The 14,232-nt window shown below is 42.2% G+C and carries 15 protein-coding genes; 9 read left to right on the top strand and 6 right to left on the bottom strand.

Annotated elements, in window-relative coordinates; all coding sequences use genetic code 11:
• Position 1: 1 nt before the first annotated feature.
• The gene (locus PKF022_RS01955) at positions 2–178 is read right to left on the bottom strand and encodes a hypothetical protein (RefSeq protein ID WP_281777015.1); all 177 of its coding nucleotides are present in this window, start codon (positions 176–178) and stop codon (positions 2–4) included.
• A 38-nt stretch (positions 179–216) separates the two neighbouring features.
• On the bottom strand, positions 217–795 hold the full coding sequence (locus tag PKF022_RS01950) for a DUF308 domain-containing protein (protein WP_281777014.1): 579 nt from the start codon (positions 793–795) through the stop codon (positions 217–219).
• A 183-nt stretch (positions 796–978) separates the two neighbouring features.
• Here PKF022_RS01950 and PKF022_RS01945 point away from each other — a divergent pair, with 183 nt between their 5' ends.
• From PKF022_RS01945 to PKF022_RS01935, 3 genes are read left to right on the top strand one after another with little or no spacing between them, the layout of a single operon-like run.
• Positions 979–1,203, top strand: coding sequence for a hypothetical protein (locus PKF022_RS01945; RefSeq protein ID WP_281777013.1), 225 nt, complete (start codon positions 979–981; stop codon positions 1,201–1,203).
• Between the two features lie 4 nt (positions 1,204–1,207).
• Entirely contained in the window at positions 1,208–1,579 is a 372-nt protein-coding gene (locus PKF022_RS01940) for a hypothetical protein (RefSeq protein WP_281777012.1), read from the top strand.
• 39 nt (positions 1,580–1,618) lie between these two features.
• Entirely contained in the window at positions 1,619–3,133 is a 1,515-nt protein-coding gene (locus tag PKF022_RS01935) for a phospholipid carrier-dependent glycosyltransferase (protein WP_281777011.1), read from the top strand.
• A 15-nt stretch (positions 3,134–3,148) separates the two neighbouring features.
• Here the strand turns inward: PKF022_RS01935 and PKF022_RS01930 are convergent, their stop codons facing one another.
• Positions 3,149–4,597 carry a bifunctional class I SAM-dependent methyltransferase/glycosyltransferase family 2 protein gene (locus tag PKF022_RS01930; protein WP_281777010.1) on the bottom strand — a complete coding sequence of 483 codons (1,449 nt, stop codon included), beginning with the start codon at positions 4,595–4,597 and terminating at the stop codon, positions 3,149–3,151.
• Between the two features lie 209 nt (positions 4,598–4,806).
• On the opposite strand from PKF022_RS01930, the gene PKF022_RS01925 reads away from it, so the two are divergent.
• The 4 genes from PKF022_RS01925 to cobA all read left to right on the top strand — a co-directional run bounded on the left by PKF022_RS01925 (position 4,807) and on the right by cobA (position 8,890).
• Positions 4,807–5,535 carry a class I SAM-dependent methyltransferase gene (locus PKF022_RS01925; RefSeq protein ID WP_281777009.1) on the top strand — a complete coding sequence of 243 codons (729 nt, stop codon included), beginning with the start codon at positions 4,807–4,809 and terminating at the stop codon, positions 5,533–5,535.
• 166 nt (positions 5,536–5,701) lie between these two features.
• Positions 5,702–7,429, top strand: a complete 1,728-nt coding sequence (locus tag PKF022_RS01920; RefSeq protein ID WP_281777008.1) for a nitrite/sulfite reductase — start codon at positions 5,702–5,704, stop codon at positions 7,427–7,429.
• Positions 7,426–8,013 (top strand): DUF934 domain-containing protein, encoded by a 588-nt coding sequence (locus PKF022_RS01915; RefSeq protein ID WP_281777007.1) that lies wholly within the window; start codon positions 7,426–7,428, stop codon positions 8,011–8,013. The genes PKF022_RS01920 and PKF022_RS01915 overlap by 4 nt, the downstream gene beginning before the upstream one ends.
• 22 nt (positions 8,014–8,035) lie before the next feature.
• Positions 8,036–8,890 (top strand): uroporphyrinogen-III C-methyltransferase, encoded by an 855-nt coding sequence (gene cobA / locus PKF022_RS01910; protein ID WP_281777006.1) that lies wholly within the window; start codon positions 8,036–8,038, stop codon positions 8,888–8,890.
• Here cobA and PKF022_RS01905 read toward each other — a convergent pair.
• On the bottom strand, positions 8,813–9,175 hold the full coding sequence (locus PKF022_RS01905; protein WP_281777005.1) for a CbiX/SirB N-terminal domain-containing protein: 363 nt from the start codon (positions 9,173–9,175) through the stop codon (positions 8,813–8,815). The genes cobA and PKF022_RS01905 overlap by 78 nt on opposite strands.
• An 82-nt stretch (positions 9,176–9,257) precedes the next feature.
• Between PKF022_RS01905 and PKF022_RS01900 the strand changes: the two genes are divergently transcribed.
• Positions 9,258–10,289 carry an ionic transporter y4hA gene (locus PKF022_RS01900; protein ID WP_281777004.1) on the top strand — a complete coding sequence of 344 codons (1,032 nt, stop codon included), beginning with the start codon at positions 9,258–9,260 and terminating at the stop codon, positions 10,287–10,289.
• A 31-nt stretch (positions 10,290–10,320) separates the two neighbouring features.
• Here the strand turns inward: PKF022_RS01900 and PKF022_RS01895 are convergent, their stop codons facing one another.
• Positions 10,321–11,673 carry an undecaprenyl-phosphate glucose phosphotransferase gene (locus PKF022_RS01895; RefSeq protein ID WP_281777003.1) on the bottom strand — a complete coding sequence of 451 codons (1,353 nt, stop codon included), beginning with the start codon at positions 11,671–11,673 and terminating at the stop codon, positions 10,321–10,323.
• A 9-nt stretch (positions 11,674–11,682) separates the two neighbouring features.
• A complete protein-coding gene (locus PKF022_RS01890) occupies positions 11,683–12,810 on the bottom strand; it encodes a glycosyltransferase family 9 protein (protein ID WP_281777002.1) in 1,128 nt (375 codons plus the stop codon).
• Between the two features lie 299 nt (positions 12,811–13,109).
• Between PKF022_RS01890 and PKF022_RS01885 the strand changes: the two genes are divergently transcribed.
• Positions 13,110–14,132, top strand: a complete 1,023-nt coding sequence (locus PKF022_RS01885; RefSeq protein WP_281777001.1) for a glycosyltransferase — start codon at positions 13,110–13,112, stop codon at positions 14,130–14,132.
• The last annotated feature ends 100 nt before the right edge of the window (positions 14,133–14,232 follow it).

Genomic DNA, 14,232 nt, shown 5'->3' with positions numbered 1-14,232 from the left:
ATTACTTTGACTTGGATTTGCCCATTAAAGAAGCTAGCAAGGGGTTCGCACTTGCTAGCTCCTTCTTAGACTTTGCCTTCTCATCTGCGCCTAGTTTGGGAGTCTTGGCGGCATTCTTCATTCCCTGTGCAGTTTTCAAAGCTAAATTCTTATAGAGGTCGGTTTTTTTCATTGCCATGATGAAGTCTCTTTACTCTGCCTTCTGAATCAAATGAGTTATTTAGTAAGTGAGCGTGCCGCTAATCCCATAAACAACAATGACCAACCTTGCAATAAGAGCTCAATCGCAATCAACATACCAGGCAACCAAAGGCTAGACTCTGGATAACCATTCATGATGAGTACGCCCATCAAAATGGAGATTGCTGAAGACAATACCAACCAGAACCATTCACGAAAGTGACGATACTGAAACGCGGAGATCAAACGTAAAGCGCCGGTCACAAAAAAGATCGCAGCCAACCAAAGCGTGATTGCCTCTAGCGCTGGAATTGGAAATGCCCAAGTGAAGATTGCTGCTGCAATATAAAGTGCTGCCAAAATCAGCTGTACGCCAACACTTTTCCAGCCATGCGACTTGAGAGCATGAGCACCCTGAAGAAGGCCACCAGAAAATAAGAAAATGCCCAACACATTAACCGAGATAAATGAGAATAAGGTTTGACCTGCAATACCGATCATGCCCAGAACGATAAATAAAATTCCCAGGCCAATTAATGCGCCTGGAATTTTGGCGGCAGCGCCCAATACTTTTGTACGGATCTCTTGAATCTGAGCGGTTGATAGTTCGGCCATAGAGATGCTTTCGAATGAATTAGTTGAAAAGTAGCCTCTACTGTATCAACAAACCACTTTTAGCCCTGAATAACACCGATTGATGAGCCCCAAAGCAGCGCTAAGCCGCATGGGAAACAAAAACAGGTATTCTTTAGCCTTTACAGCCAATCCCCAGAGATTGTTAGCAAAGAAAGTTTCAGTATGGATAACACCTTAACCGTTATTTTAGGCATCGTTGCGATGCTCCTCCCCTTAGTTGTGGGACGTCTTTATTGGAAGCGCTTTGATCATTACTTTGGCAGAGGTGATGAGGTCTACATGGATAGCCTTGAATATTTCCTCAAGAAAATTGGTTCAACCGTATTAATTGCTTTTATTATTTTGTGGATTGGTATCAGCCTCGTGTTTAACGGCAGCGCCTCATAAAGCCATGGGCGATCAATTTAAAACCATTCTTCTCAAAGCAAAGCTCAACTTTGCTATCTTGGCATCTATTTTGGTCATTGCTGTATTGGGCAAGTTCACTAACCCCGAGCTTACAAATAGTATTTTTGTAACAGCTGATCAACTTGTTTCTGATCTTTACATTGTCTTTATCGCCATTACCTTAGGAGCCTTTGTCCCAAACTTTAAATTGGTGGCATTCGGATCCATGGCCGCCTTCATTGTTGCGGCTGTCCTGGTGCAGATGGGTGTGTATACCTACCTCACAACAGAGTACTTATTTGCGGTATTAATTGTGGTTCTGGGTTTTGCATCCATTGCCAATCTCTATAAGCACTATCGAGAAAACGGACTGTAATCGGGATTTTGCTATTAATCCAGTGTCGTTCAAAGCAAGATGAAATATTTTTTCAAACAGTGTCTACCTTATTTTTTTATATGGGCTTTCCTGATAGCGCTGTTCTATGGCACTGGATATAATCGCAACTGGTCCTTTTGGGCTGATCAAGAACTAACTCTAGGCTATAACGGCCTTCTAATTAACTCCGGTCTGAATCAAGAATATGTCGATCACCCTGGGTTCTTTTCCATTCATTTGATCGCTTTGATACTAAAAGCCAGTAACTTTTTAGGCTTAAGTGATATCTCTAACATTACTCAGTTTAATCAGGCGCCAACGATATTTGATGCCATGCGTTACCTAGTAATTTCTGCAAGACACGCTGCATTAGTGAGTACTCTTGTATTGGTTTCTGGTATTTACTACCTGAGCAATAAAATCTTTAAGAGCACCTTCATTGCTCTGTTGGTTGCTTTTTTAGCTTTCATAAGTAATGGTGTTTTTTATCACTTTACTGCGATGCGCACAGAGCCCATCGCCTTTATGTTTTTAATGCTGGCGCTTTACTACTTCATCGCTAGCTATCAAAAAAATACTCTTAAGTCTTACTGCTTGCTACAGCTCTGCCTTTTTTGTTTTTTCTGCGCAGCACTCAATAAAGCACAAATTCTTGTACTGGCCCCTTTTTACTTTTGCTGGGCTGCTTACTTCGTTCCAAATGCGGTTTCCCCTGAAAAAGAAAGTGCTCATCATATTTTCTTCATTTTTACAGCAGCGCTATCCTACATTCTCTTACTTTTCTTTTATTCACCTCGATCAACAGGGTTGGGTTTTATTTTTAACGTGCTGTTAGTCAGCTTTTTCAATTTTCTTATTGCAGTCATTGCAATTAATGTTCGGCGCTACAACACCTTTATAGCAATCACTATTTTTAATGTGTGCTACTTGGTTGCCTTTCTTCTCGTAGAGTTTACTAGCACTCAAATCAATCTAGGTATATCTATTTTTGGAAATATTGCTGATCCAATGAGCATGACTCGTTTTCTTAAGGGGTCGGAGAGTGCATTTATGGCAAACCCATTCTCAAGCGATGGTTTACTCAATACGCTGAATTTCCTCATCAGCCCACTAGTAGAGACTTTCGGCAAATTCTCATCGCCTACCCTACTAATTGGATTTTCTGTAGGCTACCTGATTTACTACCGCCATAGCATTACACAAAAAGAATGGTGGTTTTTTGGCTTTACTCTAGCTAGTTTTTATATCGTCAATTTGGTCAACAAAATTCGATATATCGATAACCCTCACTACCGGATTTTCTCTGAGTTTTTTCTGTTTACTTTTGCACTCTTGCTGATTTATAAAATGCCACAACGTACTCAAAAAAGAACGCTGAGTATTTTGATTTTTCTTACTTTGCTCGCTAATTTAGTGCCCTATACCAATTACTACAATTGGCTCATTCGAAAAGGTTCTCATCCCTTTTGCAAATCTGGTCTCATCCAATATCACCAGCAAATGGATATCAAGAGAATTGAGGCGGAATGCGCTCAACCCTCTTCCGAGCAATAGTTTTTAGCCTTGAAGTCAAGTAAATTTAATTCTGCGGGCGGCAAAAGCCACCATTTTGAGTAATAGCCAGCCGTGACTCCAGCGGGAGATGTTGGTCTCGCCATAACGCCTTGCCCGATACCGAATGGGCACCTCAACAATTTTGAGATTTAGGCGGGCCGCACCAAAGAGCAGATCAAAATCGCCAAATGGATCAAAATCGCCAAAGTATTTACGATTATCAGCAATCCGTTCGTAATCCGTTTTCCAAAGAACCTTAGTGCCGCATAAGGTATCTCGTATAGGCTGACCAATCAGCCAACTAAATGCCCATGAGAAAAACTTATTGCCAAGTAAGTTTAAAAAACGCATTGCTTCATCTTGCATGGGGTATACCAAGCGCACCCCATTCACAAACTCTCCAAGCCCGCTTGCCATAATGTTGTAGCAACGGGTTAAATCTTCGGGGGGTACAGTAATATCGGCATCCAAAATCATCAAGATGTCACCGGTAGCCGCATCAAAACCATTGCGGACTGCATTGCCTTTACCTTTGCCAGTTTGCTTAAGTAATTTGCAATTGCACTCAGGTCGCTTGGCCATCTCGCTAGCAATAACATCATAGGTATCGTCAGTCGAGTTGCCCTCCACAAAAATGATCTCAGTCGCAGATCCCATGTGAGGAACGCGTTCAAAGAGCTCAGCAATATGACCAGACTCGTTGCGGGCAGCAATGATGACAGAAACGCTAGGATTTTTCTTTTCTTGCATACCCACCGGTCTTGCAATGATGAAGTTGGTGATTGCCAATAGTTCAAAGGGCCAAATTTTGGCCAGATAACGATTACAGAAATTGGAGATCAACGGAATATGAATTGGCGCAATAATTTCTCGCCACTGGCGCAGACTCTCGTACTGCGAGATTTCCAGCAGGTTATTCATATCGTGGCGTGTCAGCCAGTTCTGAGGTAGATTTGGAGTAGCTAAAGCTAGCGCGCGAGCCGCTCGTAAGGGAATATTCCAAGCATGACTAAAAAAGTTAAATACGATACGCGTCTCAGCATGACAATACGGATGCATGCTTTCTAACATTGTTTGTACATCCCATAAATCATTTACTAAATCTGAGATGACTATGTAATCAAAGACTTGATCACCTAGATCAAGCTGCTGAGCATCAGCACAAATAAATTGCAAACTAGGATAATGCTTACGTGCTTTAATGAGTGCTTGCTCGCTGAAATCTACGCCCACTCCAATCGAAGGCTTAAGAGCATGCAATAAATCACCACCACGACAGCCCAATTCCAAAACTTTGCAATTACTCGGTACTATATTTTGATAAACATGCGCCAATCTCTTTTGGTAATATGCGCCTAATGAGTGGCTACGAGAACTGTTCACTGAGTCCCAAAACTGCCCACGTCGCTCTTGATACTCAGAAAACTCTAGTTCATACGGATTGGTGTTTGGGTTCATATTCATATTAGAAATATAACCCAGCTCGTGACATTCATAAATATTTAAAGTCAGGTTTACTTTTTTAGTCACGAAATAACCTTTACAGCTTATGCAACCAATTCAAATACCCAAATTCCCAGCTTAATAATCACTGGGTTTTCTTACAGTTTGCCAAAGCTACCTTTATCAATGACAATTACAACATTTAGCAAATTGCCTCACCATATATTTAAATGCCCAATAACACGCCAGAAAAATTTAACTCTAACTATCTTGACTGGAAGTCATGGGGATCCACTGATTTTGGCAAGCTCTCGTTTAAGGATAAGCATTATTTTGCCGCTGAATTAAAGCGGCTTCCATTGAATATTGATAAACCAATTTCAGTAATGGAGATTGGTTTTGGAAATGGTCATTTCCTGAAATTTGGCCTTGATAAAGGCTGGAATATAGTCGGTACAGAAGCTAACCCCCACCTAGTAAATGCTGCTTCCAATGCTGGCTTTCAGGCATTACATACGGAAAGCCTAAGCGAGTTTTCGAATAATCAATTTGATTTAGTGGTTGCGTTTGATGTTTTAGAGCATATTCCCCAAGATGATCTGCTATTTTTCCTTGAAGAAATTCGGCGTATTTTAAAACCGGGGGGGATATTTTTAGGGCGCTCCCCAAATGGGGATTCACCTTTTGGCCTAAGCCTACAACATGGTGATGTGACTCATATTACGATTCTGGGTTCTGGAAAAATTCATTATTTTGCAAAACAATTAAATATGAATTTACTGTATTGCTGCGGCCAAGCAGAAACATTACTACGCAAAAATCCAATTTCTACCCTCAGAAGGCTAATCGCACTCTTTTTTAGAAAAATAATTAACGGCTTTGTTTTTATCGTGTTTTATCCAACGCAAGATTTCTGTTCTGAAAACCTTGCTTTTGCCTTTCAAAAACAATCAGGTTAGCACCTCTTTTGGACCTTAAAATATACCGCTTCCTTTGTGAAAATTTAAAAACCCCTTTAGCAAGGCTTAAAAGCAAGGGATGAATTATCTATATATCTATTTAGATATATAAAAAGGATTTTTCAGTATTTGAAAGTATATAAAAAACCTTCGACAATCGTGGCATATGTATAAATATGACCACATTGACCAGACCCTGGTAGACCAACGGGTTGCCCAATTTAGAGATCAAGTATCTAGACGCCTCAATGGCACTTTGGCAGAAGAAGAATTCCGCCCTATTCGCCTTCAAAATGGTCTGTATCACCAACGCCACGCATTTATGCTGCGCGTTGCCATCCCCTACGGATTATTTAGCGCTAAGCAATTGCGCACCTTAGCACTCATCTCAGAAAAATATGACCGTGGTTACGGTCACTTCACCACACGTCAAAATATTCAATACAACTGGGTAACACTAGAAGACACTCCCGATATTTTGGCTGAACTAGCTAAAGTAGAAATGCATGCCATCCAAACATCGGGCAACTGCATTCGAAATATTACAAGCGATGCTTTTGCAGGAGTGGCTGGTGATGAGTATGTTGACCCCCGTCCAGTTTGCGAACTCTTGCGTCAGTGGTCAACGTTACATCCTGAATTCGCTCATTTACCACGCAAGTTTAAGTTTGCCGTGAATGGCGCCAAAGAAGATCGCACCGTATTACTTTGTCATGATGTTGGCATTGAGCTCAAGAAAAATACCAACAATGAATTAACTGCCGATATTTATGCAGGTGGCGGCATGGGTCGCACACCAATCCTGGGCTCTCTCATCAAACAAGACCTTCCATGGCATGTCTTGCCAAGCTATCTCACTGCCTTGCTGCGTGTATATAACCGCTTTGGCAGAAGAGATAACCTCTACAAGGCACGCATTAAGATTTTGGTCAAAGCCTTAGGCCCTGAAGAATTTGCCCGCCAAGTAGAAGGTGAATGGCTACACATCAAAAATGGTGATGATAACTTCACACAAGCAGAGTGGAACCGGGTTGCTCAGCACTTTACTAAGCCAGCCTATAAGAGCTTGACTGCGTTAAGCGCTGCGCAAGTCATTGACCTTGCTACCGAAGCTGAGAAGGCTGCTTTTGCACGTTGGATTGAGCGAAACGTAAAGTCACATCAAGTTCCCGGTTATACCAGCGTGATCTTGTCACTCAAGCCACATGGTACGGTTGCTCCTGGTGATGTGACTACTGCACAAATGTTGGCAATTGCAGATCTAGCGGATCAATATAGCTTTGGTGAATTGCGTGCCACCCATGAACAAAACTTAGTCTTGGCTGATGTTGAGCAATCCAAGCTATATGAACTCTGGCAAGAAGCGAAAAGGCAAAAAGTGGCTTTGCCAAACGTCGGCCTGCTCACTGACATCATTGCCTGTCCAGGTGGTGATTTCTGCTCGCTTGCCAATGCTAAATCCCTCCCAATTGCTAAAGCAATTCAGGAGCGTTTTGATGATTTAGATTATTTGTTTGATCTAGGAGGTATTTCTCTTAACATCTCAGGATGCATTAACTCTTGCGGACACCATCACGTTGGCAATATTGGTGTTTTAGGTGTCGATAAAGATGGTGAGGAGTGGTATCAAATTACTTTAGGCGGCGAGCAAGGCAATGATGCTGCTATTGGCAAAGTCATTGGGCCTTCTTTCTATGCTGATGAGATACCTAATGTCATTACCAACATCATCAATACGTATGTAAAAGAGCGTACTGAAGATGAATCCTTCATTAGCACCTATCGCCGTCTAGGTGTAGCGCCTTTTAAAGAGGCTGCCTATAAGGACAAACTCGAGAACGCTAAGAAAAAAGATGAGGTAGGTGATAAAGTTGCTGCGGGAGATGCATCATGAGCAACACCAATACAAGCTCTGCTCATTTAATTGCATCCCATCAGGAAATCGTGCACTTTCCTAAAGGTGGCAAGCCAGCGCTTGCTGCTAATGAATGGCTTGTATGGAGTGGTAGCCAAGATGAAGGTGGCTTACCAGACCTGGAGCACGAGGCCCATAAGGTATTAGCTCCATTTACTTGGTGGATTGAACGCCACCATGAAGCCGATGTCATTGCTAAGGCAAAAAATGGTCAGATTGGTGTTTGGTTTGCGACTGATGATGACATTCTCAAGCATGCCGAACTTATAGAAGCCGGTAAACAATACTGGCCTCTCGTTGCGGCCTACTTTCCGATCTTTAGAGATGGTAGAAGCTTTAGCACTGCCGCCCTATTGCGCGATCGCTTGGGCTGGAATAAGGAAATTCGGATGATTGGTGATGTATTGATCGACCAACTCTTACAAGGTGCAAGAGTAGGTTTTGATAGTTTTGCACTACGTCATGATCAAGATCTTAATGTTGCACTTCAGCAATTTGATTTGTTTTCAGTGACGACGCAAAATAGTTGGCGCGGCAAACGAAGTTTGTTAGCAACTAATTAAGCAAAAAAAGAAATCCATCCTCATGACAAGCAATATCCCGTCCTTCGGTAAAGTCTATTTAGTAGGCGCTGGGCCTGGCGCTGCTGACTTAATTACTGTGCGTGGCGCTAAGTTGCTAGCGCAAGCGGATATTGTGTTTCATGATGCTTTGGTTGAACCAGAAATGCTGCAGCTCTGCCCTCAAGCAATCTTAGTGCCTGTTGGTAAACGTTGTGGCAAGCTCTCCTCTGCGCAGCAGTTTATTAATAAACGTCTAGTAGATGCTGCACAAAAGCACCAATTGATCATTCGCCTCAAAGGCGGAGATCCTATGCTCTTTGGTCGCGCTGATGAAGAAATACAGGCCCTCAAGAATATGGGTATCGATGTTGAAGTTATTCCAGGCATTACCGCAGCCTTGGCTGGTGCAGCAAGCCTACAGCAATCCCTGACCCTACGCGGAGTGAGTAGGAGCGTTGCTTTTATTACCCTGGCTCAAGCAGCTGAAGGTAGCAATGAATCGCTAGGCCAAGAAAAGTTGCAACCGATGAGCAATCCTAGCGCTGATACTCTGGTGTACTACATGGGTCGCAAAGATGCTGCAAAGATTGCTCAGCAGCTCATTGAACAAAGTACCAATCAAACGGTAAATACGCGTGTGCAAATACTAGAGGCGGTATCGACACCACGCGAGCGACTTTGGAGCAGTACGCTACATGAATTAGCTAACGGCAAAGCAGATCAATGGTTTGATCGCAACTCCCCAGCACTCATCATGATTGGTGAAGCACTCAGAAACGCAGTGCAGCCAGAAGGCAGCTTAGAGAGCCCTCGCCCCGAAATCAACAATAGCTTGCAAGACAGCCAAATCCTCGCCGACAGCAGGCGTCGCGCTTAAAGCAATTGCTGGATATTTAGACTTACAAGCATCTAGCAATACTGGAAAGTCATTACGTAAATGGCCGCCCTGACCAAAAAATACAGGCACCACTGTAATTTGCGTAGCACCTTGAGAAACTAAAGAAGCTACCGCATCCTCTATAGTAGGCTGCATCATCTCCAAAAAAGCCAGTTCCACAGGCACGCCAGATTGCCGAACACGCCAGAGATCTGCAAGGCGATCAAATGGTTCACGCCAACGACTGTCTCGAGCACCATGACCAAATAAGATAATTGCCTTCATATCAAAAAATTCCTTAAGACCGCTTAATCATTGGATAATGAAGCTATCTTAATAGCAATCCCTCATTAACGCAGGCATACGTATGACACTTCCTCTTGGCGAGCTTACCAGTCAAACCTGGTTTATTGCCGTCATGGCATGTGTCCTGATTGGTGGCGTGCTTGCAGCGGTACATCATGCAGAAGTAGTGGCCCACAAGACTGGCGAGCCCTATGGCGCGCTCATACTGGCCATTAGCGTCACCATCATCGAAGTAGCTTTAATCATCTCGATGATGCTTTCTGGTCATGATGGCTCGCAATTTATTGCAAGAGATGCAGTATTTGCTACTGTGATGATTGTGATTAATGGTGTGATTGGTTTATGCATCTTTGTTGGCGGCTTACATCATCATGAGCTGACATTCCGCAATGAAGGCACCAATTCTTCTTTAGCAGTGCTCACTGCGTTAGCCACATTCATTCTGGTAATGCCGATTGTAACTATTAGTACGCCAGGACCTGATTTCACCAAGAGCCAGCTTGCTTTTGCAGGCATTGCTTCTTTCGCGCTCTATGCCGCTTTCTTATTCTTCCAAACAGTCAGTCATCGCGACTACTATTTACCTCAAGCAGAAGATAAAAAAACCGATATTAACTTTCATGCGCTCAAGCCAAGTAATCTGAAAACAACCATTAGCGTAATCCTATTAATCATTTCTTTAATTATTGTTGTAGGTCTTGCTGAATTGCTTAGCCCAGCGATCGAGGCAGGCGTAAAAGCTGCTGATGCACCCAAGGCGATTGTAGGTATCGCGATTGCAATGTTGGTTTTATTGCCCGAGGGTTATGCAGCTATTCGAGCAGCCAAAGCCAATCGATTGCAAAGTAGCTTGAACTTGGCGCTTGGTTCAGCATTAGCCAGTATTGGACTATCCATACCAACCATTGCTGGAATTGCTATTTACTTCAACCTCCCACTCAGCCTTGGAATTAGCGATCTCAACATGACGCTAATGTATCTCACCTTCTTTATTGGAGCGCTCACACTAGCAATTGGCAGAACAACCCTACTTCAAGGCGTGGTACACCTAATTATTTTCTTTGAGTATTTGTTTTTAAGTTTGGTGCCTTAATAAATTAAAACGTTAAGTCACATATATTTAATCAATATGCATGCTTATTGATAAAACCCTTAAAAATTGTCATCACAATAATCCTTATATCCAACCACAGGGACCAATTCTCAATATAGTAGATATCGTATTCAATGCGCGTCTTTAAGTCCGTATCGCCGCGCCAACCATGTATCTGTGCCCATCCAGTGATACCCGCTTTAACTAAATGTTTTTTCATATAGTCAGGAATCTCTTCCTTAAATTGCTCAACGAAGATTGGTCGCTCTGGGCGAGGCCCTACGATAGACATATCCCCAATAAGAACATTTAAAAATTGAGGCAATTCATCCAAACTAGTTCGTCGTATAAATTGGCCAAAAGCAGTAGTTGTCTTTGCCGCAGATCCTCCCCACTGAACACCATCAACTTCTACATCAACAGGCATTGACCGAAACTTCAACATATTAAAAGGTTTATTGTTTAAGCCAATTCGCTCTTGGCGATAGAAAATAGGGCCTGGTGAAGAAAGTTTCACCCCAATCGCCAAGAACAGCATGAGCGGACTAATGAATAACAAAATCAAGATAGAGATAATTTTATCCTCACACCATTTTAATAGCTGATTAACCCCAGTCATTGGAGAGGCGGATAAATCAAACATCGGAATACCAAGAACATCAGTTACGCCATGATTAATTAAACGAAGAGCAAATAAATCCGGGACAAAACGAATAGTTGCAGCGCTATGCCTCAGGGTATCCAATACCTTGCGAATTACAAGCTCGTCACTAAGTGGTAATGCCAGCCAAACTTCATCCACTTGAGCCGTTTCTAATTGCCTTAGGGTATGGCCATCTATATTTTTAATATAAAGTGCAATGGTGTAACCGCTCCATCCAGAAACTTCCAGCTGCCCCTCTAATTTCTTAGCAGCAGGACCGTCACCCACTAATGCAATATGGCGTAAATTGAAACCGCGATGACGCAAAAAACGCAAGAATAAATATATTACGCAGCGTTCAATCCACAAAAAAACCATAGCAGTAAATGCCCAAGCTACGAACCAAATACGTGAGAAATCATTAGCAGCCTTCACAACAAATAGCCACAAGAGAATCAGGCTAACAATAGCAAGCCACCGGCCAGCTATACCGGATAGCATGGCTGGCAACTCGGCAGCTCGCCAAGAACGATATACATTGGCTGGTAATGCGGCAAATAAAATTGCGGCAATAGTTCCCATGGCATAGTAGCCAGATAAATCTACAGGAAAATCAATGGCCACATTAAGAACTAGGCGAATCTTTAATGCAACAAAGCCCGCCAATAGAATCATGGAGGCATCCGCCAGCCTTACAAGATATGGCACCCAAGGGGCTGAAAGCCTAATTGATCGGTTCATAAAAAGATATTATCCCTTAGTATGAAGATTCTCGATAGCCTCAATGACTTGCTCAACAGTTAACTTATCGAGTGAATATGCCTCGGAATCACTTTCCGGATACTCAAAGCCGTAGTTTAAATAAGCACTCTTACCGGATTGGGGCAATAAAGAAACTGTATTTGCACCAAGAGGGCCCCAGCGCTCTGGGTTAACGCCCCCATGCAAGCCAATAACAGGCACCCCCGCCTCTACCAAGAGATGTAAAATGCCTGTATTCACCGATACAGCAAACTCAATCTCTTCACTAAAAAAATATAAGAGAGATTTCAAATCTAAGGCGCCAGCCAAATTGATCAAAGGTAGCCCTGTGCGCTCAATGAAATGAGTCGCTGAAGGATAGTCAACAGGGGCTCCACTTATATAGACTGAATAGCCAGCATTTACTAGATACTGAGCCAGCTCTTGCCAATAAGCTGAAGGCCAAGCTTTTAAATAGGCCCTATTACCAGATGGCCACATATGCAAAAGCACTTTACGCGTAGGTACACATGATTTGACCTGATAAAGATTGGGCAAAAGTGTTGGCAGCTGACTGTTGCTATTCACAATCAGGCGGCCAGCCAGCAAATTCATAAAATTTGCAACCTCATGAATGTCGCCTAAGTGGTCAACAACTAAATCATAAGTAGAGTTTCGAATGGCACTATGCGTTTTAAAGCCAATGCTGCTCATATGAGAAGAAAAAAGGACTGCAATACCAGTTTGCATCGGGCCAATATTTGCCCACTGAGTACTATCTACAATTTGACTAATACGAAATTCTTTGCAGACCTTTAACAAAGATAATGGGTTACGAATATCTACCGCAGAAATACCAGCGTAAAAACCTTCATATAACTTAGCGCAAGGGAGGTTTAGTTTTGAACAGGCAAGATAGACTTTGCGACCAGTTAGAATTTGGCGGGCCGCTGTAGTTAAAACAATTAAGTCCCCAATAGCGCCAAAACAAACCAAAAGTATGGCTCCAGAAACTGAAGGCTTTGTTGGGAATAATTGCCGTTTGACTCTCAAGCTAAATGAGAGAGCTAATAAAATTAAAAGACCGATATACCGATCCACAAACTTTAAAAATTTACTGCCGCGCTTCTCAATCATCACAGCCCATTTAAAGATTTGTAGAGGAAAAAAGTTCGCCTACGTTTTTGGGAAAGCTTTTAGTGCGATTCTCATTTTACCAAAATAGATAAAAAAGAACATTAAACCTCCCAGCAGTTAAATAATTCGTAAAATAAAGCAAACAAAAATTATTAGTAATTGAACCTAAAATTTCTAGAAAATTCATCATAATTAGCCAAAAATATGATTTATTAGACCTAAAAATAGCTTGTAACATCTATAATTAACTTATGTCTGGATTAATAGTTGCGTTTCTCACCTCGTTTGCTGTAACCCTATTGATTATTCGCTTTAAGCATTTACATGAGCAATATTCTGGTGATCGGGATTTATCTGGGCCTCAAAAATTTCACAACTCTGTAGTCCCGAGGATTGGAGGTATTAGCATTGCCTTTGGTATTGTTGCTGGCACCCTTATAAAAGCCAGCAACATCGGACCGGGATATATTGGACTGACTCTAATAGTTTGCGCAATTCCAGCTTTTGCTATTGGCCTGACCGAAGACCTGACTAAGAAAATTAGCGTAAGGCATCGCCTACTTCTCACAGCCGTGTCTGCAAGCTGCGTAATTTATCTCCTCAGAATAGAAGTTGTTTCCTTGGGAGATCCTTTACTGAATTTATTGTTTACTATTCCATTTTTTGGAATCATCTTTACAGTTTTTGCTATTACTGGATTAGCAAATGCCTATAACATAATTGACGGTTTTAATGGCCTCTCAAGCATGGTGGGGGTTATTACTTTATTGGCCATTACCTATGTTGGTTACCACGTAAGTGACGCTACGATTATTTTTCTTGCCATAGTCATGGCAGCGGCAATTTTAGGGTTTTTTATCTGGAACTATCCTAATGGACTAATCTTTTTAGGTGATGGCGGCGCTTATCTTATTGGCTTTTGGATCGCATGCTTAAGTATCCTACTATGTTTCAGGAATCCAACTGTTTCTCCCTGGTTCGCCCTACTCATTAATGGTTATCCCATCATGGAAACCCTCTTCAGCATTTATCGAAGAAGGGTTCATCAAAAGAAAAGTCCGGGCGCCCCTGATGGAATTCATTTTCATACGCTAATCTACCGCAGAATCTTACATGCTAAGCACTTCAATAGCACATTCTCAGCAAATGCCAGAACGGCACCTTACCTGTGGCTTTTAGCAGGACTTTCTGTCACACCAGCCGTCTTGTGGTGGCAATCAACTCATATCCTCATGGGCGCTTACGCGCTATTTGTAATAAGTTATGTATGGATTTACTCTAGAATTGTGAAATTTAAGACCCCAAAATGGATGCGGACTTAAAGAAGAAAAGCACATAAAGCGATACTAGCGCTGCTTTTTAAGGTGCACTGCAAGCTGAAATTGGCTCGCAAAGTAAGGTGATCATCTAGCGTAATTTGAT

This window comes from Polynucleobacter sp. KF022, assembly GCF_027924105.1.
In the GTDB taxonomy this organism is placed as follows: Bacteria; Pseudomonadota; Gammaproteobacteria; order Burkholderiales; family Burkholderiaceae; genus Polynucleobacter.
The sequence above is the reverse complement of the archived record's forward strand: the minus strand, read 5'-3'. Positions and strand labels throughout refer to the sequence as shown.

Coding starts and splice junctions, on each gene's coding strand:
- PKF022_RS01955 (WP_281777015.1), bottom strand. CDS start 178: ATGGCAATGAAAAAAACCGACCTCTATAAGAATTTAGCTTTGAAAACT.
- PKF022_RS01950 (WP_281777014.1), bottom strand. CDS start 795: ATGGCCGAACTATCAACCGCTCAGATTCAAGAGATCCGTACAAAAGTA.
- PKF022_RS01945 (WP_281777013.1), top strand. CDS start 979: ATGGATAACACCTTAACCGTTATTTTAGGCATCGTTGCGATGCTCCTC.
- PKF022_RS01940 (WP_281777012.1), top strand. CDS start 1,208: ATGGGCGATCAATTTAAAACCATTCTTCTCAAAGCAAAGCTCAACTTT.
- PKF022_RS01935 (WP_281777011.1), top strand. CDS start 1,619: ATGAAATATTTTTTCAAACAGTGTCTACCTTATTTTTTTATATGGGCT.
- PKF022_RS01930 (WP_281777010.1), bottom strand. CDS start 4,597: ATGAATATGAACCCAAACACCAATCCGTATGAACTAGAGTTTTCTGAG.
- PKF022_RS01925 (WP_281777009.1), top strand. CDS start 4,807: ATGCCCAATAACACGCCAGAAAAATTTAACTCTAACTATCTTGACTGG.
- PKF022_RS01920 (WP_281777008.1), top strand. CDS start 5,702: ATGTATAAATATGACCACATTGACCAGACCCTGGTAGACCAACGGGTT.
- PKF022_RS01915 (WP_281777007.1), top strand. CDS start 7,426: ATGAGCAACACCAATACAAGCTCTGCTCATTTAATTGCATCCCATCAG.
- cobA (WP_281777006.1), top strand. CDS start 8,036: ATGACAAGCAATATCCCGTCCTTCGGTAAAGTCTATTTAGTAGGCGCT.
- PKF022_RS01905 (WP_281777005.1), bottom strand. CDS start 9,175: ATGAAGGCAATTATCTTATTTGGTCATGGTGCTCGAGACAGTCGTTGG.
- PKF022_RS01900 (WP_281777004.1), top strand. CDS start 9,258: ATGACACTTCCTCTTGGCGAGCTTACCAGTCAAACCTGGTTTATTGCC.
- PKF022_RS01895 (WP_281777003.1), bottom strand. CDS start 11,673: ATGAACCGATCAATTAGGCTTTCAGCCCCTTGGGTGCCATATCTTGTA.
- PKF022_RS01890 (WP_281777002.1), bottom strand. CDS start 12,810: ATGATTGAGAAGCGCGGCAGTAAATTTTTAAAGTTTGTGGATCGGTAT.